This is a genomic window from Flavobacterium sp. IB48 (assembly GCF_016405855.1).
Lineage (GTDB): Bacteria > Bacteroidota > Bacteroidia > Flavobacteriales > Flavobacteriaceae > Flavobacterium > Flavobacterium ginsengisoli.
Genome location: NZ_JAEFCA010000006.1, coordinates 244,197 through 267,747 on the forward strand (window position 1 = coordinate 244,197; position 23,551 = coordinate 267,747).

Annotated in this window: 22 protein-coding genes and 1 pseudogene; 6 read left to right on the forward strand and 17 right to left on the reverse strand. The window is 30.8% G+C overall.

What is annotated here, in order from left to right:
* Positions 1-7 precede the first annotated feature (7 nt).
* The 13 genes from JC605_RS18775 to JC605_RS18835 all read right to left on the reverse strand — a co-directional run bounded on the left by JC605_RS18775 (position 8) and on the right by JC605_RS18835 (position 11,386).
* On the reverse strand, positions 8-448 hold the full coding sequence (locus JC605_RS18775) for a MauE/DoxX family redox-associated membrane protein (protein WP_198857661.1): 441 nt from the start codon (positions 446-448) through the stop codon (positions 8-10).
* A gap of 858 nt (positions 449-1,306) precedes the next feature.
* Entirely contained in the window at positions 1,307-1,498 is a 192-nt protein-coding gene (locus tag JC605_RS18780) for a hypothetical protein (protein ID WP_198857662.1), read from the reverse strand.
* A gap of 149 nt (positions 1,499-1,647) precedes the next feature.
* Complete coding sequence (locus JC605_RS18785) at positions 1,648-1,818, reverse strand: hypothetical protein (protein ID WP_233074167.1); 171 nt, start codon at positions 1,816-1,818, stop codon at positions 1,648-1,650.
* Positions 1,819-1,921: 103 nt separating this feature from the next.
* On the reverse strand, positions 1,922-2,923 hold the full coding sequence (locus JC605_RS18790) for a methyltransferase domain-containing protein (protein ID WP_198857664.1): 1,002 nt from the start codon (positions 2,921-2,923) through the stop codon (positions 1,922-1,924).
* A gap of 7 nt (positions 2,924-2,930) precedes the next feature.
* Positions 2,931-3,614 (reverse strand): methyltransferase domain-containing protein, encoded by a 684-nt coding sequence (locus JC605_RS18795; RefSeq protein WP_198857665.1) that lies wholly within the window; start codon positions 3,612-3,614, stop codon positions 2,931-2,933.
* A gap of 96 nt (positions 3,615-3,710) precedes the next feature.
* Positions 3,711-3,881 (reverse strand): hypothetical protein, encoded by a 171-nt coding sequence (locus tag JC605_RS18800; protein WP_198857666.1) that lies wholly within the window; start codon positions 3,879-3,881, stop codon positions 3,711-3,713.
* Positions 3,882-3,944: 63 nt separating this feature from the next.
* Positions 3,945-4,544 carry a hypothetical protein gene (locus JC605_RS18805; RefSeq protein ID WP_198857667.1) on the reverse strand — a complete coding sequence of 200 codons (600 nt, stop codon included), beginning with the start codon at positions 4,542-4,544 and terminating at the stop codon, positions 3,945-3,947.
* Positions 4,531-5,445 carry a DUF6734 family protein gene (locus JC605_RS18810; protein WP_198857668.1) on the reverse strand — a complete coding sequence of 305 codons (915 nt, stop codon included), beginning with the start codon at positions 5,443-5,445 and terminating at the stop codon, positions 4,531-4,533. Before JC605_RS18810 ends, JC605_RS18805 begins: the two co-directional genes overlap by 14 nt.
* Positions 5,446-5,454: 9 nt before the next feature.
* Positions 5,455-6,252 (reverse strand): lipopolysaccharide assembly protein LapB, encoded by a 798-nt coding sequence (locus JC605_RS18815; protein ID WP_198857669.1) that lies wholly within the window; start codon positions 6,250-6,252, stop codon positions 5,455-5,457.
* Positions 6,249-6,752, reverse strand: coding sequence for a hypothetical protein (locus JC605_RS18820; RefSeq protein WP_198857670.1), 504 nt, complete (start codon positions 6,750-6,752; stop codon positions 6,249-6,251). The genes JC605_RS18815 and JC605_RS18820 overlap by 4 nt, the downstream gene beginning before the upstream one ends.
* Positions 6,749-7,891: a hypothetical protein gene (locus tag JC605_RS18825; RefSeq protein WP_198857671.1), complete on the reverse strand. Its 1,143-nt coding sequence runs from the start codon at positions 7,889-7,891 to the stop codon at positions 6,749-6,751. Before JC605_RS18825 ends, JC605_RS18820 begins: the two co-directional genes overlap by 4 nt.
* A 2-nt stretch (positions 7,892-7,893) precedes the next feature.
* On the reverse strand, positions 7,894-9,165 hold the full coding sequence (locus JC605_RS18830) for an HlyD family secretion protein (protein WP_198857672.1): 1,272 nt from the start codon (positions 9,163-9,165) through the stop codon (positions 7,894-7,896).
* 4 nt (positions 9,166-9,169) lie between these two features.
* Positions 9,170-11,386 carry a peptidase domain-containing ABC transporter gene (locus tag JC605_RS18835; RefSeq protein ID WP_198857673.1) on the reverse strand — a complete coding sequence of 739 codons (2,217 nt, stop codon included), beginning with the start codon at positions 11,384-11,386 and terminating at the stop codon, positions 9,170-9,172.
* 33 nt (positions 11,387-11,419) lie between these two features.
* Here JC605_RS18835 and JC605_RS18840 point away from each other — a divergent pair, with 33 nt between their 5' ends.
* Positions 11,420-12,655: an aldo/keto reductase gene (locus JC605_RS18840; RefSeq protein ID WP_198857674.1), complete on the forward strand. Its 1,236-nt coding sequence runs from the start codon at positions 11,420-11,422 to the stop codon at positions 12,653-12,655.
* A gap of 439 nt (positions 12,656-13,094) precedes the next feature.
* Here JC605_RS18840 and JC605_RS18845 read toward each other — a convergent pair whose 3' ends face one another.
* The 3 genes from JC605_RS18845 to JC605_RS18855 form a co-directional block, all read right to left on the reverse strand.
* Positions 13,095-14,498, reverse strand: coding sequence for a DUF1254 domain-containing protein (locus tag JC605_RS18845; protein ID WP_198857675.1), 1,404 nt, complete (start codon positions 14,496-14,498; stop codon positions 13,095-13,097).
* A 26-nt stretch (positions 14,499-14,524) separates the two neighbouring features.
* On the reverse strand, positions 14,525-15,994 hold the full coding sequence (locus JC605_RS18850; protein ID WP_198857676.1) for a DUF1254 domain-containing protein: 1,470 nt from the start codon (positions 15,992-15,994) through the stop codon (positions 14,525-14,527).
* 88 nt (positions 15,995-16,082) lie between these two features.
* The gene (locus tag JC605_RS18855; RefSeq protein WP_233074168.1) at positions 16,083-16,559 is read right to left on the reverse strand and encodes a hypothetical protein; all 477 of its coding nucleotides are present in this window, start codon (positions 16,557-16,559) and stop codon (positions 16,083-16,085) included.
* Positions 16,560-17,327: 768 nt separating this feature from the next.
* On the opposite strand from JC605_RS18855, the gene JC605_RS23925 reads away from it, so the two are divergent.
* The 5 genes from JC605_RS23925 (at position 17,328) to JC605_RS18880 (ending at position 23,130) form a co-directional block, all read left to right on the forward strand.
* Positions 17,328-17,489, forward strand: coding sequence for a polyprenyl synthetase family protein (locus JC605_RS23925; protein WP_370569065.1), 162 nt, complete (start codon positions 17,328-17,330; stop codon positions 17,487-17,489).
* A gap of 651 nt (positions 17,490-18,140) precedes the next feature.
* Positions 18,141-19,226, forward strand: a complete 1,086-nt coding sequence (gene ddlA, locus JC605_RS18865) for a D-alanine--D-alanine ligase (protein ID WP_198857678.1) — start codon at positions 18,141-18,143, stop codon at positions 19,224-19,226.
* A 221-nt stretch (positions 19,227-19,447) separates the two neighbouring features.
* The gene (locus tag JC605_RS18870; RefSeq protein WP_198857679.1) at positions 19,448-19,972 is read left to right on the forward strand and encodes a hypothetical protein; all 525 of its coding nucleotides are present in this window, start codon (positions 19,448-19,450) and stop codon (positions 19,970-19,972) included.
* A gap of 301 nt (positions 19,973-20,273) precedes the next feature.
* Complete coding sequence (locus JC605_RS18875; protein WP_198857680.1) at positions 20,274-21,710, forward strand: amidohydrolase family protein; 1,437 nt, start codon at positions 20,274-20,276, stop codon at positions 21,708-21,710.
* A gap of 391 nt (positions 21,711-22,101) precedes the next feature.
* On the forward strand, positions 22,102-23,130 hold the full coding sequence (locus JC605_RS18880; protein ID WP_198857681.1) for an NAD(P)-dependent alcohol dehydrogenase: 1,029 nt from the start codon (positions 22,102-22,104) through the stop codon (positions 23,128-23,130).
* Between the two features lie 230 nt (positions 23,131-23,360).
* Here the strand turns inward: JC605_RS18880 and JC605_RS23780 are convergent.
* A pseudogene (locus tag JC605_RS23780) lies at positions 23,361-23,551 on the reverse strand (MarC family protein); the annotation flags it as partial.

The following is a 23,551-nucleotide window of genomic DNA, read 5'->3' on the forward strand; positions in this document are numbered from 1 at the left end:
TCCAGGTTTATTGATTATTTACATTGCCTTTTACGGGGATAAATAAAATACCTATTATAGCTAATATGATAAAGCAGATATTAAAAACCAGATGTTCTCCCCATGTCATTTTCTCCAGTATTCCACCACACGAACATGGCACAAAAGCACTATAATTCAGAATAATATAAATGTAGGCTGTAAACATTATCATGAGCAGATAACTAGCGTAAAGACCAACTAACCTAACATGTCTTAGAAGTAATGAAGCTGCTATAATAATTTCTAAAACAGGCACAGTTATGGAAGTCCAGTTGGCTACAGCGCTAAGTAATGGGGATTGACCTAATTGTATTTTAAAATTTTCAAAATCAAATAATTTACTGGTCGCGGCATATACAAATAGCAAAACAAAAAGCAGGCAAATTATATCAACTACAATGTTTTTAAAAGATACTGATGTTTTCATATTTTTCCTTTTTATCTTTTAGTGGTCCATAATTAAAAATCATACTTGAACAAATCAAACAGATTAATATTCAACAACTTAATCATTAACAACCATCACTCTACAAGCATTTTTAAAAGAGCCAAATTAGAACAATACGGCAAAAGGATTGTTCTAAAAAACGATCCAAAATTTATAAAAAACGATCCATTTTACTACTTTGTGAAAAGCAAAGGCAGAAAAATATTGACCTATTATAAATTAGAGAAACAGATAACCAAATTGCAGATTTGAAACACCTCAAAATGCATTTGCATACTGAAACAAAACATTATACTTTTGTGCAAGTTTAGAGAACTCTCTGGCAGCAATTTCAGATTGAAATGCCACAAAAAAAGCGATCATTATTGATCGCTTTTTTATTATTTATTATTTTTTATGTACCTGAATTATTTACAACTCGCTTTCAAAATAATCCAGAAAACTACTATCAAAAATATTGTTGTCATTTTCGAGAAGTTCATGCAAATCAATTTTAATATTTTTATAATCAATCAACTCATAAAACACATATAACTTCTCTGTACATTTAGGACAAATAGTTTTTCCAGCCCATCTATTGAGTTTAATTTTTATACTCGCCTTACACTTGGGACAAGTATGATATTCGCTCCTCATAAACTTATAAAATATATTAATGACAAAGCAACACAATATATTAGAAAATAATGCTTAATTTTTTTTATTTATTTTCGAATTCTCCAACATGACGAAGATTTTTTTTAGCCGTAAAATCAATATTAAGGAATAAAAAAATAGCACAAAATTTTATTCCAGATGAGAATAAAACTTTGTGCTTTCTAATAATTTTAAACAGGATTAATTTGCTCTAAATCTGATATAATCTGGAGTATAAGGAGTAGTTGTGTAATGACACGCTCCTAAAATCCCTCCGGTTAATTTTTCTAAATCCATTTGATCTTGTTCATTAACAGCGATACTTTTAAACTGTTCAAGTGACATTTTTTGATTGTCTTTTACAACATTCTTTAAATTTTTTAAATCTAACATAATTGTATTATTTTGATTATTAATTATTACAAATCTACAAATAAATTCGATTATTGCAAGTATTTTCTCTTAAAAAATAGACAAAAAGACAGATTATACTTATTCTAAATATTTAATTAGCTGGCATGCCAAATTAAAAATCTTAGAATCTAATAATACGATTCCCATCCAGGCTGAGTATGGCAAGCTCCCAATATTCCTCCTGTTAATTTTTCTAAGTCCATTTGATCTTGCTCATTAATAGCAATACTCTTAAATTGCTCCAAAGACATTTTTTGATTGTCTTTTATCACACTTCTTAAATTTTTTAAATTTAACATAAATTATTTATTTAAATTATTAACATTCTCAAAGCTATAAAAATAACTTAAATTTGCAAGTGTTTCCATTTAATTACTAAATACCTCATATAAGTTGGAATTCCTACTTTTGTTTCTCAGCTATAAATAACCAATTTCTATAAACCTGATATGAAATTGAACTATCATCTTTTAAGTGAGGAGTTTCAACTACTTTGTCTACTATTGTTTTATAATTATTTTTTTCAAAAAACATACGGAACTCTTCTGCAGTTAACATTTCAATTTCATCTGAGAAGAAGTAATCTAAAGGTCCGAAATGTATAAATAAGCCTTTAGATTTTAAAATACTATTAATTTTAGGAAACCACAGTTTAAGAGCAATCACATCGGTGAAATAAATAGAAAATATACTATCTAAAGAGTTATCTTTAAACGGCAGGTTCAAAACGTCAGATACAAAAAAATCAATTTTTTCAATAATTTTTATTCTATTTGTTTCATTAATGAATGCGCTATATTTCCTGGCAACATCTTCTATTCTAAAAACATTCTTGTGATTAGGATTATAAAACTCATAAGTTCCAGATGTCAGTAATTTATTAATATGCCAAAGCATTGAAAAAGATTTATCAGTTGCATAAATTTTATCAAACAAATCATAAAATTCTACAACCAATCTACCTGCACCACATCCTAAAAATAAAGAGTTCGTTAAACTATAATTTGTTAGCTCTTTTTTTATAGATTCCACAATTATTTTAATTTGTTGCTCTCCCTCTTGCAGATAACTCCAATCTCTTTTTAAATACCAAAAATCTTTTAATGTGATTTGAAAATTATCGTTTCTATTCAAATTTAATTTTAATATATCATCAACTGTAATATACTCTTTTATCCCCCCAAGTATTTCATTAATATTATTATAATTACACAAGTACGCTTCCAGAAGTTTATTTACATACTGCTGTCTTTCACCTTCATATTTACTAAAATGCAAAAGCTTATATTCATTACTTTTGTTACTATTATAAAGAAGTAAATACGACTCAGCTAAATACTTATTTACATCTTGGATATAAATTTTAACTCCATCAATCACTATAAAATCTGTACTAAATACCATAAAAAAATTACTTAATTGCTAAAAAACCTTCAAAACAAACATATTTCATTATACTGACAACATCTTTAAAACCAGCCCTTTGGAGTAAGTCTAAGTTTCCCTGAGTAGAGAATGGTTCTAATACTCCTTTCAAGCTCCTTGTTTTATCAAAAATATCCTCCTTAGAAAAACCTTGCTCTAATTTATAGTCATTATACAAGGCTGTAAAGATATCCTGAAAACGAGCATCTGTTCCGCGAACCTTTTCAAATAGTATAAAAGCACCGCCCCAATTAAGAGACTCATAAATTTTATCAAAAATTAATTGACGCTCTCTAGGTTTAATAAACTGGATTGTATAATAAGAGATTATCATGTCTGCTTTGTCAAGATTCATATTAAGAATATTATCACATACAATATCAATATTATCATATTCCACAACCTTTTTATTGGCATAGTCAACCATATCTTGTTCTATTTCTACTCCAATAAATTTTATCTTCTTTTTTTTGTTATGTTCGGCTAAATTTAATATTAGAGAACCAGTACTGCATCCTATTTCATAGCATATCGACTCATTTGAAAGAAAAAAATCAGATAAACGACAAACTAAATCATGTCCTTCTTTATACATTGGGACAGATTTCAAAATATGGCTATCGAATTTTTCTACAATTTCACCTGAGAAATTCCAATCAGAGTTAATCATTTTAAATAAATTTAATTTGTAAATAATTTGGAAAAAAAATAGGAAAGTTTGAATCAACTTCCCTATTAATTTAACTTAAGCTATCAGGGCAGAATACTACCAGCTATATTGATAACCTCCAGGGATTTTTTCCCAGTGACAAGCACCTAAAATTCCTCCAGTTAATTTCTCCAAGTCAACTTGATCTTGTTCTTGAAGTGCAATACTTTTAAATTGCTCTAAAGACAACTTTTGTCCTTCTTTTACTGCTGCTTGAAAATTTTTCAAATCTAACATACACTTTTTCGTATTAAATTAATAATTTGATAAAGTAAATACTTATTTTTTTAATTAACAAATATTTAATGCATTACTTCTTAGCGTATAATTAACTAATAAATCGATGGTAAAATCATTTATCTCATCTTCATTATCATGTGGAACAATCTCTTTTAAAGAATCTCTTAATTGATATCCATAAAAATTAGATTTGTTTTTCACAAGATCAACCAGTATTAAGTCATAATTACTTAAAATAAAATTAAAATAGCCCCAATCTTTGTTAAATGAAAAACTAATGTAAGACACTACTAATTTGTCCATATCATGAGTAGTTTGAAAAGTATCATAAATTACTTTCTTATCTACAGTATCTATATAAAAGAGTAAACCTTGATTGTTTATTCTGAATTCACAATTAAGTATTTGTGTCCTCTTTTCGTTATTATGCTCTTGGATAACCAAATAGTTTTTTACTCTATCTTTGTATAAATTATCGTAATCAATATTTAGGTGATAATTATAAATATAATCATCCATTTCAAATTTTGTAAATAACACCTCTGTGTTTATTTTAGTGATTTCTTCCAATAATTTTGTTCTATCAAAATTTTCTGCGTCAATCTTATAATCTCTCTCTAAAACTGCTTTCGTCTCTTTAAAATAATTCATATTGGTTATTTCTAAGTGTTTTTTTTACTTTTTCATAATATTCAGGATAATTTTCTTTAAAAGTCATATATATAAACTCGTTCATATTCAATGACTTTTTCCATGTGGAAACGGGATGAATATAACTAGTTCTTGGAATATCATGTATTTTAACAAGTTCACTAAAAGTTTTACTAATAGGCAGGTTAATATATGGTTCAATAGGCATATTTTTTTCAATAGACAAACTATAAAACAAAGCTTGTTCAAAAAACACATTAAATGGAGTTAAATGAGGAAGTAAATCTAATTTACTATAATTTTTATCAATAATTTCAAATGCTTTTCTTGTATACATTTTAAAAAAATCAATATCGCATCCTCCAATAATTCCTGCATTAATACCTTCAAAATTATTCAAGGTTGCCTTTGCTTCAACATAATTTTTCATTTCAACTGGCAATTCAAAATTATTCTTTTGAATTTCCTCAGTAACTAGCGCATAATACTCTACGTTATTTTCAAAATTCTGACAAATTAATGCTTTAGATAGTAATTCTTCTTCAAATTCTTTCCATATAAAAATATCATTATCGATATGTAAAAAAGGTTCGTCTTGAATCGCATATGCTTTTATTTTACCAACAGCCCACAATTCAGGTCTATAATTATTGATCTCATTTAAACTGGTATTGACTTTATCATACGGCAATCCTAAGTCATCTATCAAAATTTTCGCACCCAAATCATCAGTAACAAGTTCTACATTTGAATAAAATTCTTTAAGTTTCAATACACTAAGGCAGTTTGAAATTAAAAACATTTCGTTGTTTAACCAAGATCCTCCTTTTGCTTTCTTTTTTTCAATGGAGTGCAAAAAAGGTTTTGTCCAGAAGCTTTGTACTATTTTATAATCATTCATTGTAATAAACTATTTTAATAAATTTTCTATTTGTGGCAAGTAAATTTTATCAAGGGGATGAGTATAATTGTCTTTCATAACATATCCTTTCTTATAAAAATCTTGAGCTTTGAAAAGATTTTCTTTAAACAAACTTAAATTGTTTTCCTTTTTGTACGCGAGTGCTAAATAATAATAAGTTTCCGCTAAATAATCATCTATTGTAAGTTCCTTTTTTAAAGATTTAATAGCCTCTTTAACATCACCTGTTTCTAGATAAAGAACTCCTAAATGCAGAAAATCATAATTTTGGGGTGTATAATCCTTAATCGACAATTGTGTTTTAATTAGAGAAATAGCTTTTTTCCTATTTCCGAGTGATTTATAACATAACGCAATTACTATCTTTAAATGATAATCACCATTTTGCGAATATCCTATATTGTATTTATTAATTTTCTCAAGCGCTTCTAGATCTGTCAAGGCACCACGATAATCTCTTAGAAACTGATACTTGCACCAACCTCTATAACCCAAATTATCATTAGGGTTAATTTCAACAGCTTTATCGATTATTTTTTTCCATGTAATAAAATCTCCCCTTTTCAAGTATGGAACTGATTTTTCTCTATAAGCGTAATCAAAATTGGGGCACAATTTTATTGCTTTATCAAAGTCCATCTGCGAATATTTATGACCCTGATATTGTTCTGCATTGACTGCAATTTTACAAGCTTTTTCACAAAGGGAATCCTTATAAACGCTACAATTTGGTTGACAAAAAACTAAGGCAGGAAATAATACTAAAATAAATTTTAAAAGGCTCATGGTAAAATTTCAAGGAGTTTATAATTATTTAATTTAAAAGTCAGGTATTGATAGTAATCGTATTTTTTTCCATCATATTCCCCAATTAACCATCCATCAAGAGATTTGGTAATAGCTAATAATTGCTTAATATTATCTTCGTCAAACTTAGTTGGCATATAATTCATATCCATTTCCTGAACCCTAAACAAACCTGTTTTACCTTCGCAATTAATTAAAAAACGAATAGTAATGTATCCAGATCCACCTCCGGTTGTTACAATCTTTGGATTATAATTTTCTTTAAATTTTTTTAAGATCTCATATTTTTCACCTTTATATTGAAATCCCTTAGAAAAATTATAATATTGTGCAGTTTGCTTAACATCACATATTTTAAAATTTTGATCATCAAGTTTTTGATCAAATTCTATATCTCCAACTTGTTGAGGATATAATTCATCTGTAACTTGTGCGCTAAGAGTAAATGAAAACAGAAAAATTAGATAGGTTATTTTCATGAGTTTGTTTTATTAAATATTTCATAGGAAAAAACATAAGGCTGATTTGAGACATCTAATGAATAAATCGTTTCGCGATTTCTTTTTGTTAATTCAGCACATCTATTTTTAAAAAAAGTATACCATTTTACCCCTTCCTCTTTATACAAAAGTGGTAAATTAAATTTTTCGACCGAAGCGTTGAATCTTTTCATGTTACTTGAGAATCGCCCCATTAATTCATGATGCTGTCTCGTGTTAAAGATGTTGTTTTCGATACAAGTTTCAAAACAAATATTAATATTTGATTGTGTAAACATACCGTGAAATCGACCGTATACTTCTCCATGATCTTGCGGATTTTTTGTAAAATCCGAAATAGGGCTTTTAAATGGTATAGTGAATAGATCTATTTTAGTATCATAAGTTAATGTGTTAAAAACTACATGAGAACCCTCGTGTAAAATGTGATCTAAAAAGAATATCTCATCATCCTCATTACTAACATTTAAAAAAATCATATTATGACCTTGAATGGATGCAAAAGAATATGGCTCTCCATGATACATCAATACTTTTTTCACATTCTTTCTTAACAAAGTAAAGTAGTCAAAGTAGTGTTTTTTAATTACTGCAAGAGCATTATTAAAATGGTCAATATGCTTCTCCGCTATATTATTAATTTCAACATCTACAATTTCACCATCATTATTAACAAACATACATTCCAGAAGTGGGTGATGCGTTTTTATTAATTCAATTTGTTCTGCCAAATAAAAAATTGGTTCGAAATTAAAATTGACACTATTACCGCTGCTATCAAATAATATGAATCTACCATTTTTATTTTCTAATATTAACTCACAACTAATCAGATTCGTTATAAAATATCCAATTTTAGAAATATAAATAATACCCTTCTTATTTGTAAATACCTCTATTTTTTTCTTTGGATTTTTCTCATATCCGTAAATAAGGTAATCTAGCCACTTATCATCCTTTTGAGTTACGTACGCAAAAAGAAGTGGATCTTGGTAAATATCATCATCATCAAAATCTAGTCTTTCAAAGATATCACTATGCCTCTTGTAAAGTAATAATTTAAGAGAATCGATAGTTTTAGTTAAACATATATCAAAATCATTATAAAAAAAATCCATAATTATTGTTTTAAATCTTTAGTCAAAATGTATACAAATCGTTCAATTAATCTTAAATCTTCAGTAATAATTTCAGCTTGGCCTACTAAGTTGTTTGGTTTAATTTTTTTATGCTGATTAGTAATTAAGCCATCATTTAACGATATGTTTATAAAGTAATAATTAGCATTTGCAACAGTCGTAATTTTATCGATTTTCCCTTGCAAGTAACCATATTCTTCCGAGGGATAGTTTACCAACTTTATTATTACTTCTTGGCCTTTTTTCACTTTACCAGAACCAAGTGTCGGCATCTTCCCTCGAGCAAAATAAATTCCTTTTTCCGACTGTACTAAAGTAAAAAGGACTTGTTCATTTTTTACAAACTGATTTGTTTTCCATACTTCAAAGAAGTTTATATTTCCATCAGCTGGTGATTCAAATAAATATTTGTTTTTCCAATTTAGAATCTGAGACTTTAACTCTTGAATCGCCGTACTAATATTGGTTATATGATCGACATTTTGATTTTCTTTCTCTAAAATTAATTGTGCATTATCTTTTTTAATTAAGCTTTTATCACTTTCAAGATTGGATATATTTGTACCAAAGCTTTTATATCTGTTTTCTGCTTGTAATAATTCAATTTGCATTTTTTCAAAATCACTCTTGGAAATGACTCCCTTTTGGAATAATTCTGAATACCTTAAATAATCATTTTTCTTAAATTCATATTCCTTTTTCGCTATCTCTTTTTGATAATGATAATCTGATTGAATATTATTAACTTTATTAATTCGCTCTTTATTCGACTTAATACCAACCAATTGCGGATTATAAGTTTTGTAAAACTTATATTGGCTTATAAATTTTATCAAATTATTAAAATACAATTGATTTTCACCTAGTTCTAATTTTTGCGGAATCCGGACTATTAAATCTTCAAAAGGCAAATTAAGCAAGGAATCAATTTTTTTAACATCCTTAGTGTTTGCCGAATTTTCTATAACAGCAATCCATTGACCTTTTTTAACAAATTGACCATCTGTAAAATACAGTTCTTTCAGCTTTCCGCTACTTCTACTAACAATATTTATAGGAGGATTTTGAGAAGTAATTTCAACTTCAGAAACTACTATATCTGGGTATTTAATGATCCATGTTAATACTAGCAAAATAAAAATTATTATAAAAAAAACAGTATTACCCCAAGAAATAATCCAGGAAGGCGTTTTCTCTAGTATCTCTTTAGAATATTCGCTTTGCTCATTTAATAAATCAATTTTCTTTTTCATTTTCTTAATTTGATAATTCTAATTGATTTTTAACTAATCTAAAATAAGCTCCTTGTTTTTTTACTAAACTTTCGTGATTCCCTTCTTCTATTATCTTGCCTTTTTCCATAACAATGATATTATCTGCATTTTTAACAGTGCTTAGTCTATGAGCAATTACGATCGCAGTTTTTCCTTCAAAAAAGGTATTTAGATTGTTCATAATTATTTTTTCATTATTTGCATCTAATGAACTTGTAGCCTCATCGAAAAAAAGGAAATTAGGATTTTTGTATACTGCTCTAGCTATTAGCATCCTCTGCATTTGACCACCACTCAAATTTACACCACTTGTTCCTGAAGGACCAATTCTTGTATTATAACCAGAAGGTAATGACTCAATCATTTCTTCAAGATTTGCCATCTTCACAGATTTAATTAGGTCCTCCTTATTTATTATTCCTTCAGTATTTGATTCTGTAATATTTTTTGCTATTGTATCTGTAAAGATGTATCCATCTTGCATTACTACCCCACAAGAACTCCTCCACTTCTTAGTATCTATATTTTTAAGATTTATTTTCCCTACGCTTATATCTCCTTCAGTGGGAGTGTACAATTTTAACAACACTTTTAGTAAAGTAGTTTTACCGCTTCCACTTTCGCCAACGATAGCCGTTGTCTTACCTTTAGGAATGTGCAAATTTATATCCTCTAAGATCATTTTTGATTTCCTTCCTCCATACTGAAAATAGAGATTTTTCAAATATATATCATGATTCAAAGGGACTTCATTCTGAAATTCCGAATCTGAATACTCATCTTTTATATCGTTTATTTCATTCATTCTTTGAAGACTTATTTTTGCATCTTGAGCGTCGATAAAAAATTGAAATAATGTCATTAAAGGAGCATTTAGCTGTCCAATTATATACTGAACAGCAACCATCATACCCAAAGTCATATCTCCTTTAATTACTGAATATGCAGCCACAAAAGAAATTAATATATTTTTTATTTCATTAATTGAATTTGCTCCAATAGACTGAATCTGCGATAGTTTTAATGATTCAATTGATATTTTATACAATTTAATCCTCATTTCTTCCCAGCCCCATCTTCTTTTCTTCTCAGAGCCATTAATCTTAATTTCTCTTATACCATTTACTATTTGAATTAGACTACTAGAATTACCGGCTGATTCATCGAATCTTCTATAATCTAATTCAGCTCTTTTTTTCATGAAAAAATTAATCCACGCTACATAAAATAACGCCCCTCCTAAAAAAATCAGGAAAATTGTAAAGTTATATCCTAATAAAATTAACATAAAAATAATCATATTAAGCATGGAAAAAAATGTATTTGGAGAGGTTGTTAAAAATCTTTCCAATCTTTCTGAATCCTGAACTCTTTGAAGTATGTCTCCAGTAATTTTAGAATCAAAAAATGAAACTGGTAGTTTCATTAATTTTATTATAAATTCGGAAGCTATAGTTAAATTTATTCTAGCTCCAATATAAAGTAAAAGCCAACTTCTGATAATATTGATAACAGACTGTGAGAGAAAAAGTGTTAACTGCGCTATTAAAACTAAAACGACAAAATTTATATTTTTATAATTTACACCTTTATCTATAATAGCTTGAGTAAGGAATGGAAATATGATTTGAATTATACTACCAATAAATAAACCAATAAAAAGCTGAATAATATACTTTTTATACGGTTTAATATAAGGTATAAGAGATTTGAAACCTGCTTTTCTATTTAGATCCTCCCTTTCTTCGTAAAAGGAAGGTGTGGTTTCTAATAAAATTACTAACCCTTCATCAGAATTGTTTAAATATTTAGTATTTTGCCAACCTTCAATAAATTTTTCTTTTCCATAGATTAACAAGCCGTGATCAGGATCAGATACATATACCTTATTGTTCTTAATTTTATAAACAATTACAAAATGTCTTTGCCTCCAATGAACTATGCATGGTAAAGGTGCTTGTTTTTCAAGTGTTTCGTAATTAACAGTAGCAACTAATGTTTTGAATCCAAGAGTTTCAGCAGCATCTGTAATTCCCAAAACAGATACTCCTTCAGTAGTTATTCCACATATATCTCTCAGGTACTCAGAGGAATATATTTTACCATAATATTTTGCTAAAATTCGTAAGCAAGTTGGACCGCAATCTGTTCGGTCATATTGCTGATAAAAAGGGAATTTTCGTTCTTTAATTAGAAACATTTTAATATTTTTGGAAGTAAATATATACAAAATATGATTAATATAAAAAATTTATCAAAAATAGGAATTGGCACTTATAGAATGTCGATTGAAAACTCGGAGCATAAAAATGCTTTTAATTATGCCCTAGAAAAAGGAATCAATTTAATTGATACCGCCTCTAATTATCAAAATGGGAATTCAGAAAAATTAGTGGGTAATTGCATGGAAAACTCTCAAAGGGAAAATGTATTTATAGTAACGAAAGCTGGTTATATACAAGGTGATGATATTGACAAAATAAAAGACTTAAATGTTAAAAAATTAGTAAAAATTACAGATTCTTTTCTTTTCTCAATTGACAAAGAATTCATTAAATTTAAATTTCATGAATCATTAAAGAAATTAAACACAGATTACATAGATTGTTTTTTAATTCATAATCCCGAACATTATTTTGATGTTGATAACATATATCAGGAGAACATCAACGATGACATTATTGAGACATTCAGACTCTTAGAAGATTTAGTTACCGAAGGGAAATTAAGATATTACGGTATTAGTTCAAACAATATAACTAAAAACAACTCTAAAGGAATAAACCTTAACAAGATATTTGAATTTAAAAATAATTTTCCCTCTTTTAAATTTTTACAATTCCCTTACAATCTTGTAGAAAATGAAGCTTCCAATAATTTACTTAATGAAAAGTCGTTAATAGATTTATGCCAAGAGCAAGATATTACAATAATATCAAACAGACCAATTAATACAACTTTTGAAGGAAAAGTGTTGAGACTTGCTGAATACAATGATGATTTTAATATAATTAGTATTGAAAAAAAAGAAGAAGAACTTTTTGATTTATTTTTATTAAAGATTATAGAGAGATTAAATATTCTTGGAGAAAACTCATCTTTAGATGTATTTCTTCCAATAAAGTTCTTCATTGATAATAGAAAAGTTATCGCAAATACCGAAGCAATTGACAAAGCCATAAATTATTATTTAATACCATTTCTTTCTCAAATTGAATTAAATAATTATGAAATAATAACAATGATCAGGGAATTAAGAGAATATTGGGTTTTATTTTCTAAGCAATATAATAATGATCGACTTAAAAAATTTAAACAAGGGTTAGTTCATGAAAAAATATTGGACATTAATGATAAAAGAGAGTTCTCAGTTATAGCATGTGACCTTTATTTGAAAAATGGAATTAATCATGTTCTTATGGGATTAAGAGACAAAAAATATATTGATGGAATTTCAAGATTTTTGTAATATTCAAGTCCTTTCTTTTTTAAGTTTAACAATGATCACTTTATAAGTATTTTAAAAGAGCCAAATTAGAACAATACTGCCAAAGGATTGTTATTAAAAACGATCCGAAATTTATAAAAAACGATCATTTTACTTCTTTGTAAAAGTTAAGACTGTAAAAAGGAATTTCTTCCCGAGTTTAGAAATAACATTAATAAAAATCAATTATTCAAGTTCATTCTGAAAATGTAGAGAGAACCTCCCAGTGCCAGGTACAGGGGTATGTAAAAAAGGAAGATGATTTCGAGGTATAACGAAATGTGATCAAAAAAATGTTCATTTTGATCTTATTACCATAATCAAAAAGCGCCAGCTGGAGAGAGCTGGCGCGATTTAAAGTTATTGAATATATTGAGTTATACTGTTCAGATAATTCTATACGGCCCCGAATCGATCGTTTTTATTTGACAAGTTCCGGCTGAGGCGCCTTCCAAGCTCCCTTAAGTATTGATTCTTCGGGACCATAAATTCTGATCAGATAATAAAAGGCGCCTTTTGGGGCTGGAAGCCAATTGGATTCTTTTCCTTTTGGGGCTTCATGTTGAATATAAATTATAAGGTCACCATTCGGCTCATATTTTAAACCCGTTGTCCTATCCCCTATAGAATATCGATTTATTGTATTTTTTACCAAATAACGGCTTGGCAGTTCGTATAATGTGATACTCCAAAAATATTTATCCGGCGGTGTTTGTCCTTTTGGAAACCGAATAATATATTTATTTTTCCCGGACATAAAATTATTGTCTTTATCAGATCTGGTTCCAATGTAAACAGCTTCATCTTTTGTGTTTCCAAACAAACCTGCGGCCGCACCTAAAGCCCTTTTGTTATAATCATCATTTATCATTTCACGTGTTCCAAATAAATCAGTTGCATTTTCCAACTTATCGGTACCTTCCTTCAATTCTTTCTCCGCCTGCCCGACACCTTCATTTATGGCTTTCAATACTTCTGAAGAATAATTTTTAGGATCAAACTTTTTTCCGGGAACAATTCCAATTTTTGCAAATTTTGATCTTAATTCCGTTTCTTCCTTATTTACTGAAGTATACTGGAGCAAATTACTGGCTAATCCTATAAATGCTGCAGAACCCAGATCAGACTGTTTGAATAAAGGTAATGGCAGCGGATAATTTATATGTTCTGGTGCAGTTCTTTTTGTAAATTCATGAAAGGGAATCAGTTTATATTCGGTCTGTATTTTTTTTACATTTTCAATATCTCCCGCTGACATTTTCAATTCAGTTCTGCCCAATAAGGTTACCAGATTTGTTTCTGATTGAATTACTGTATCGATATTATTTGGCTTATCCCCCTTCCAATTAGGGCCTGTAATTAGATACATTCCGGCTTTGTCTCCAGTAGCGCGGCTTCCTACATATGCAAAATTAAATGTATATAAATCAATAAACTGAAAAGAATAATACCTGTTTTTTACTTCAGGCACTTCCAAAATTACAGGTTCATCTGTCAAATCAAGAATGGCCCATGAATAAGGAGTATCATTGTTTGGAGTCACAACCGCTGTATCTGCGGCTGTAAAAATTTTATCATAGTGTTTAAACTTGTTGAAACCTCCCGCATAATCAGGATAGGTTTTATCTAATGCATATAAATGCATCGTTCTATAATTCATAGCCATAGGAAAAGCATAAATCCATGCTTCTTTTGCAATTGCCCGTGCCGAATCAGCTGATTTTGTAATCGCAATATCCTTTATTGTTTCACTTTCAATTTTTTCTTGTTTTTTGCAGGAAAGTATGAAGCAAAAAACTATAACAGTAATAAAAATTTTTTTCATATTATCTCTTTAAAAATTTAGAATTATTATTTCACTTCTTTTATATCATCCATTTTCCAGCTTTTATCAAAATAAGATTCAGTCGGCCCATAAAACCGCATATAGGTAAACCAATGTTTTCCCGGCAGAGTCTGCACCCAGTTTTTCTCTTTGCCTGCCGGAGCTTTCGGTCCAAAATATAAATCGACAGAACCGTCAGCATTTTTGAGTAAGTCCTTGCGGGAGGATAAATCCGCATTTTTTTGAGCATTGTCTATGAGGCATCTCGTTGCAATATCATACACTGTTATCGACCAGAAGTTAATTGCAGGTGGGTTTGCCGGGATATTTAAAGTATAATTTTTTCCACCATCAAGCCAGTTTCCCGTGCTGTCAAAATAAGAACCCAGATAAGCCTGTCCAACATTTGGAATTTTGGTAATCATTGCTTTGGAATACGTAATAGCCTCATAAAAGTAAGAGGTGCGTTCAAAAAACTCATCATAGTTATCCGCTCGCTGTGAAGGGTCTTTCATAACCATTACGTAATCCCATTTTTTGTCCGGCCAGTGCTTTACATCTTTAAAACGTTTTGCAAATGAATTGGCCATAGCCATCTGCTGACCTTTTTGGGCAGCGGAAATTAAAATTTTCCTCTGACGTTCATCAGGATTAAACGGCTTTCCTTTTTCAATTCCCAAATTCTTGAGCCACGCCATAAAAAAACGATCTCGGTCCTCGACCGGCTCATTTTGCAAAACGGCATGCAGGCGCTGCCAGTATACAATTCCGGTCGGCTGGATTCCATACCATTTTTTGCCCGCAGGCGGCGAGATAACCCTAGTTGGTGTCGGATTGGTGCGCTCAGCATACGGATATATTTTTACCTGTTTGACCAAAGTTTCCGTTGTCTTTGGATCGGGATCCAAAGCCCTGAAACCAAAAAACATATTTACCGTTGTACATGGAACAATAAAATACCCCGCCGGCTTAAAATCTTTCATGGTTGGAGGCACTAAAATATATTTTCCGCCTTTTCCTTTATCTGGTCCCATTTCTCCTATTACAGCCTGTTCCCTCTGCCAGGCATCACCTAATCCCCCGGCAGTATGTCCGGCTGGCATCTCGATTACGGTGGGTCCATTTTTAGCAAGGTCGATAAATGATATTATGTAGGGCGTCGTTGCATTGCCAGTCAGAATGCCCAATCGGTCATTATAGGAATTATAAAAAATAAGATCGTTGCTTGTCGCCTTAAACGTATCGTATTGGATCTGCTGCCACTCGGCAGAAGATATCAGGGGAAGTCCCCATAGATAACATTGAGTCGCCTGCTGGAAATCCATTTCGTCAAACAGTAATGGAAGAGACTCTTTGGAGGGAAGTTCGCCATCCATTTTGACCTGAGATGCAGCTTGCGAAATTTTGGTTTCAGTTACCGTTTCATTTTTGTTTTTGGAATTAGTGCAGGCAGTTAAAAACGCAATAATTACAAGTGATAAAATTTTTGATTTCATACATTTATCTTATTATGATTAAAAATTAAACTATTATTATGAGCCAGGAAATACAAAAGATAAGACTGCTCGTAATCCCCAATTCGGTCTAATTTCTTGATGCCCAACAATTGGAATCAAAGCCAAGGAATTTGTCAGTCGCTGTTGGAACCAAAAAAGCGGGGCCCAATCCTAAAATAATTCCTTTGGTTTTAGGAGCAAAAAATGCGGTAACTGTCGCATCGCTTAAACCAAACTCATGGTTATTTTCTCCTGTGACTTCCTGCTGGTCTACCACAGGCAGAATGTAACGGGTAATTAAATTTAAATTATCATTTAATTTAAATGGAATTACAGGCTGAATATTTATTTGATATTTTGAACCATTATAGGGACCGATTCCATAGGTTAGGTTATTCTGAAGCGGAACACTGATAAGGCTGGCAACCGGATTTGCAAGTTTGTCTGCAAGTTCCTGCGCGCTGGGAGATACTTTAGGTTCCTCCTCTGCACGACAAAGCCCAGGAATCAAAAAAGTGACAAAAAATAATAACTTAATTCTGTAGTATCGGATAAAATCTCTCATATTATATATTTAAAATATTACATCTTTACCAATTAAAAAATACCGTTAAAGAGCAGATAAATAGACAAGTATAAGCAACCTGTTTTGATTATTTTATAAAAGTAATCATAAATTTCATACAAAAAATAGATTTTATTTATAAATAGATAGCTCCAAATCCAATTACATTCTTATGCATGCTATGATTCTTTACCTTCACCTTATTTCAAATCCATTTAGTAAATAAATGTACTTATTCTGATTGATAATTAGGGCTTCAAAGCTTACAAGGAATGTTGCATATTGTAATTTGCAACCACTTAAAGTCAGTAAAATGATAAATAATTTGTAATTTCCTTACGCTTTCTCCTTAAACTTTTAGTATGAGAAAGCATATAGTGTTTTTGTACTTGCGTCCTATAATCCATGCTGACATAAAGAAGGATTTTTTAATTTTTCAATACCAAGAAGAGCTATACCATAAGTGTAATATCTATGCTATAAATTCAGAAAAGAGTTTTGGCAATCAAGAACGAACTAAATTTGTAGATTCTTAAATTAAAAAATATAAGATGTTTTATAATTTAAATATTCAAATACCTCATTTTATTATTCAATAGCACAATATACAGATCTATTCAATCTCTATATAGAGACGCAGATTATAGAAAAGGAGCCTAAAAATCTATATGAGCCAATAACGTATATGATGACTCAGGGAGGAAAATGCATACGACCTGTTCTCACTTTACTACTGTAGATTTTTTTTGTACTGATTTCCAGTTAGCAATGCCAGCGGCTTATGCAATCGAGGTTTTTCATAATTCTACCCTTGTCCATGATGATATTATAGATGATGACCTAATAAGAAGAGGAAAACCAACTGTACACATCAAATGGGATTGCAACACCGCTATCCTTTGCGGTGATGCTCTGCTCATCCAATCATGAGTATTTGGAAAATTATGAACCAATTCTTGCTTTGTCTTTAATTAAAATAATCAATAAGATGTCCATTGAAGTTTGGAGTGGACACCTTTTTTGTAACAAAAAGTTAAGGCTTTTATGAATATTTCACCACTCTAAGTTTTGTGGCATTCCTTTGGAACTGAAAGTAAGTACGAACAGTAAAATTACAATACCAATATGGGTTGATTGACTATAGAAACAAATATGAGAGATCTACTCCGCATATATAATTGAACTATCTTATACCCTTGTTGCTTAAAAAAAAGGATTCCAGATATAGGTAAGATACAACGGAAAGAAGTACAATTCTAAACTGACTTTGATTTATTTTACTCAAAGAATCAATTTACCATTAAATTACATTTTATTTTCATGGCCTAATTTGAAACATTGCCGAATTCGAAGAAGGATTAAAAAAGTAAAGAATATTTTTATGTTATAAATTTTACTTTTCATTGTCAAAATCCGCCTTCATATTTTAATAGAATCAATTTCTCCAGATAAATATCTGGCTAAAAATATTCTTAATGTTTGTTTCTAGTAAAAAAACAATTATTACATTATGTATTAATTTTACTAACTTTTGATTAAAATTAAAGCATTTGTGAATTATAATAAAAACAATTACTAGGTATGAAAACTAAAATTGCACTGGTCTTTGGCGGAAAGTCTGCCGAACATCAAGTTTCCTTAAATTCGGCAACAAATATTTTTAATGCAATCAATAAAAATAAATTTGAAGTAATTCTTTTAGGAGTTGATAAAAAAGGTAGATGGAAATTTCAAACTAATTATCAGAATGCGGACGTAAATTTAACAAGAGAAGATTATTTCAAAAACTCCATTCCTGTTTTTATTGATAATGTTGATGATAAATTATTGATAGTAGATAAGAATAACATTGAAGTATTAGAAACCTTTGACGTTGTTTTTTCAATTATTCATGGAACATTTGGTGAGGACGGAACTCTACAAGGATTCTTTAAATCTTTAAATATACCATTTGTAGGTCCCGATATATTGGGTTCAGCAATTTGCATGGATAAAGATGTCACAAAACGATTACTACGAGATAACAATATTCCTATCGCTGATTTTGTAACACTTAATAAAGTTGAATCGGCTAAGATTGACTTTGAAGCAATAAAAGAAAAACTTGGATTACCAATGTTTGTTAAACCATCAAATGCTGGATCGTCTGTAGGCGTAAATAAAGTTATTGATAAAGTAACTTTTGAAGCTGCAGTTAAGGAGGCGTTTAAATTTGACAACAAAATATTAGTTGAAGAAGCAATTCTAGGCAAGGAAGTAGAGTGTGCAATTTTAGGAAACCAAGAGCCAAAATCCTCAGTAATTGGCGAAATAATTCCGACAAAGGATTTTTATTCCTATGATGCAAAATACCAGGATGTTGATGGCGCTAAAACGAAAATTCCAGCTGATATCAGTGTTCAAATTTCAGAAAAATTGCGCGAAACGGCATTGAAAGCATTCGCCACAGTTTGCTGTGAAGGTATAGCTAGAGTAGATTTTTTTTTAAGAGACGATAATACTTTTGTATTGAACGAAATTAATACATTACCAGGTTTTACAGAAATTAGTATGTATCCTAAATTATGGGCGCAAACAGGGATTTCATATCCAGATTTAATTTCAAAAATAATTGAATTTTCGCTGGAAAGACATGAAAGAGATAACAAATTGCAGACGATAAAATAATTTGGCGCAAGTAGCTGCATGAGCGAGATGCTCATATTAGATGGAGCTGACAATTATTTTAGTTGAAAATTTAATTCGATTAAAAAATAATTTGCATAATTTTATATACCAATAGACTCTTAGAAATACTCACTATTTACTTTCAGTAGTATTTGATTTGTGCTTTTGTTAGCAGTAAACACAAAAGAAAAAAAAATCTATCGTTATTTAATAATTATTTCATGGATAAAGTAAGAGCCTTATTAATAAATTCTGAGAAAAAAATAGTCGAAGAAAAGTTTATAAACAATGAATTTCATATATATGAATTCTTTAAAGAGGCATATCGTTTAATGAAATTAAAGGAGGACTATGATGTACCAGAATTAAATATTTGCAATAATATTTACAATGAGGATATTTTCGATGGAGATGTTTTATTTAATCCAGGTCATCATAATGTGTTTGGAAATCCATTTCATTGCTGGGGTTGTGGTTTTAAGGCACATAATCCTCAAATTTTCATAACTCCATCGGGGGCAAAAAAACTAAATTTTAGAGGTTTTGTATTATTAATTGGTGAGGTTACCTATATTGAGGACAAAAAAATTCAAATACTGCCTTTAAAGTTTACAATTGAAGAAGTTACTGAATCTTTAGAATGGAATTATAAAAAATATGCCCTTGACCTCGAAATGTCAAAAGAGGAGAAGCAGGCATGGGCAGCAGAAAAAATAAAAGAAATACAAGACAACGGATATTCATAATATTTATTAAATTCATAAGTCGCAAGTATATTTTTTGAATTATCAGAAATTCTATAATTAACTTTTTTCATTATACAAGTATATCATATAAATATTTACACCTTGAGATGTTTAAGTTGTAAGAAGTCACTTTTCTATGAAAACCTTTTACTTATCATCAAAGTCCGTTTTGATAATTTGTAACTATTAATTTATATTTTTGAAATAAAAAATAGGACTACCACTGCAATCTAATCCAAAATTACATGTAATAGTCACCATGTCATCATTACAAATAAGTTATCTAAAATTTATCAAGGCAATGGCACACCAAAATTATTACTATAAGTCACTCCTTCTATTTATCCTGACAATTCTCAGTGGATGTTCCAATTCAAAACTTTTATCAAATGAGGGTGTTTTAAAAAATGAAACTTATGTAATTAAAAATGTGAATATCATTCCGATGACTGCAGAGAACACAGTCATCAAAAATGCCACTTTGGTTATTAAAGAGAATAAAATTTTCTCAATTAATGGAACAATTCCTGACGATGTAAAAATCATAGACGCAAATAACAAATGGCTAATTCCCGGTCTGATTGATATGCATGTTCACAATTTAGCGGACATAAATTTCGCTTCAAATTATCCTACAAAAGGTGCTACTCTTTTTTCGGACACCCAAGATTTTATGCTGTTGTATATCGCAAACGGTGTTACAACGGTTTTCGAGTTAAGTGCCAGAGTGGAACATTTTGGACAAAGAAATGAGATTATCAAAAGAAAGGTTATTGGCCCTCGCATTGCACTGGCTTTTCTGATAGATGGCGGGAACGGTTCCGGTAATATTGCCAATACGCCAGAAGATGGCAGACAAACCGTTCGTATGGCTAAAGCGCAAGGTTATGAATTTATTAAGGTGTACTCAGGGCTAAACATCGAAACCTATAAAGCTGTTGTTGATGAAGCTTTGAAAAATCAAATGAAAGTTGTGGGTCATATCCCAAATGCCTTTCGAGGGAGATTAGAAGAAGCATTTGTTCCTAATTTTGATATGATAGCACATGCTGAAGAATTATCCAAACAAAGTACGAACCTGAGCAATGAGGATGCGCAGCGTTTTGCAAAACTTGCTAAAGAAAATGGAACATGGCTTACTCCAACCTTAACAACGATGGAAAAGATTGCTGAACAAACACATTCGCTGGACGGTATTAGAAATTTACCAAGTCTTAAATATGTACATCCACTTATGCAGAGTAAATGGCTTTATTATAATCATTATAATAATGAAACTGACCCAAAGCGTATTGCCCGTATTGATAGCATGGTTGACTTTCAATTTCGTTTAGTAAATGCTTTTAACGAAGCAAAAGTTCCAATTGTTGCTGGAACGGACTCTGGAGTGTCTGGAGTTATCTGGGGTTTTTCGCTTCATGATGAACTTGAGCTTTTAGTGAAATCCGGGCTTACAACCGAAGAAGCACTGGCTTCTGCCACCCGACTACCTGCCGTTTGGCTGGGAATCAACGATAAAATAGGTACAATCGAAGTTGGAAAATATGCCGATCTTATCTTACTTGATGCAAATCCTTTACACGACATAAGTAACACCAGGACGATCTCAGGTGTTTTTGTAAATGGACAATGGATTAATCGAAAGGTAATAGACAAAATGCTTTTGAGTTTGGAAAAGAAAAATTCGGGCAACCTTGGTAAGGAGCAGTACGATTGGAAAAAGAGAAAAGAGCACTAATAAAAAAACAATAGAAACTTGCAAAATCCAACAATTTTGGTGCTTTTTGAATTATCGTAACCGATAAGGATTTCGAACCTTAAATTAGAACAACACAATAACAATTTTTAAAAACATTTGACACTATAAGTTACGGCATGCCCAATTATAATGCCTATTGCCAGCGATAAAAACCCCGCTGTTTTCATTAAGAATCAAACAATCCTAATTAGCAATTTAGCGACCATCCAAACCAGAGAATATTGTTGAGAGAAATTAGCTGACACCGCAATCTGGCGATTTCACAGTAAAAAGCGGGAAATTTCCAATATTAAAATACTGAAAATCATTATTTTGCACTTTTTTTTGTAAATTGCTTCTTAATAAAGTAATAACATAAAGTATTAAATTTATGAAAGCAGTACGTTATTTTGGGCATAAAGAGGTAAGAGTAGTTAACGATTTAGAAAAACCAGTTCCTAAAGGGGACGAAGTTCTCTTAAAGATTGGAGGAGCGGGAGTCTGCCATTCCGATCTGCATATTATTGACGGGGGAATCGCCGGAGATGCTGTATTTACCCTTGGCCATGAAAATGCCGGATGGGTTGAAGCTGTTGGGGAAACGGTAAAAGGTTATAAAAAAGGAGATGCCGTGCTGGTCTACGGACCCTGGGGATGCGGGCATTGCAAGCCATGCCAGCAGTCAAAAGAGAATTACTGTGACCATCAAAGTGAAATCGGTTACGGTGGAGGGCTTGGTCTTAACGGAGGCATGGCCGAATATATGCTTGTACCATCTTCCAGATTATTAGTACCTATTTACGACCTGGATCCGGTAATCGCAGCACCATTAACTGATGCAGCACTAACACCTTATTCCGCTATTAAGAGGTCACTGCCTAAACTTATGCCTGATGAATATGTGGTTGTTATCGGAGTCGGCGGGCTTGGCCATGTGGCCATACAGATTTTAAGGGAAATATCGGGTTCGGAGATAATTGCATGCGATGTTACGGAAGATAAACTGGAATTTGCCAAAGAAATGGGTGCTGCCCATACCGTTAATTCTAAAGACCCGGACGCAGCTGAGCAAATTTTAAAAATAATTGGAATAAAAAAAGCTAAAGTGGTGTTGGATTTTGTGGGGATAACTTCTACAATAGAGCTGGGAAGTAAAGTTGTAGGTATGGACGGTGATTTGACAATAGTCGGCTTGGGTGGAGGTTATTATCAATACGGCAGCATGAATGGACTGCCTTTTGGTGTTACAATGACCAATCCGTACTGGGGGTCTCGTACAGAACTTATGGAAGTTATAGGATTAGCCAGGCAGGAAAAAATCCATATTGAAATTGAAAAGTTTGATTTGGAGCAGGCTAACGAAGTTTATGATAAAATGCGTCAGGGAAAAATTAAAGGCCGTGCTGTACTTATTCCATAATTTAATACAAAAATCAGTACTTTGTGTAATTTTTAATTATCAATTTGACATTAAAGCAACTTTACAATATCAAATAGCGTCATTGGAATACAATGGCGTTTTTTTTAATTAGACATTTTAAGGTTGCTTCCACTTTTTCAAAAAATACTTATGGCTACTATCTTTCTCCATAATTAAAATAATTGATGTTCGGATCTTATTAAAAAACAGTACTTCTCTGGTTTAATTTATTAAATTTTCAATAAAACAAGTAATCCCGTAAATCCAATTTGTAGTCCCACACAGAAAACTAAAAAAGCGCAAATACGTTTTACCACATCTTCTCCGTGCGGTCCCAAAAAATCCAGAACTCTTCTAATGTTCAGGTAACAAACATAAATTAAACCACACAGAAATGTTATAGAAACTAAAATAGCAGCTA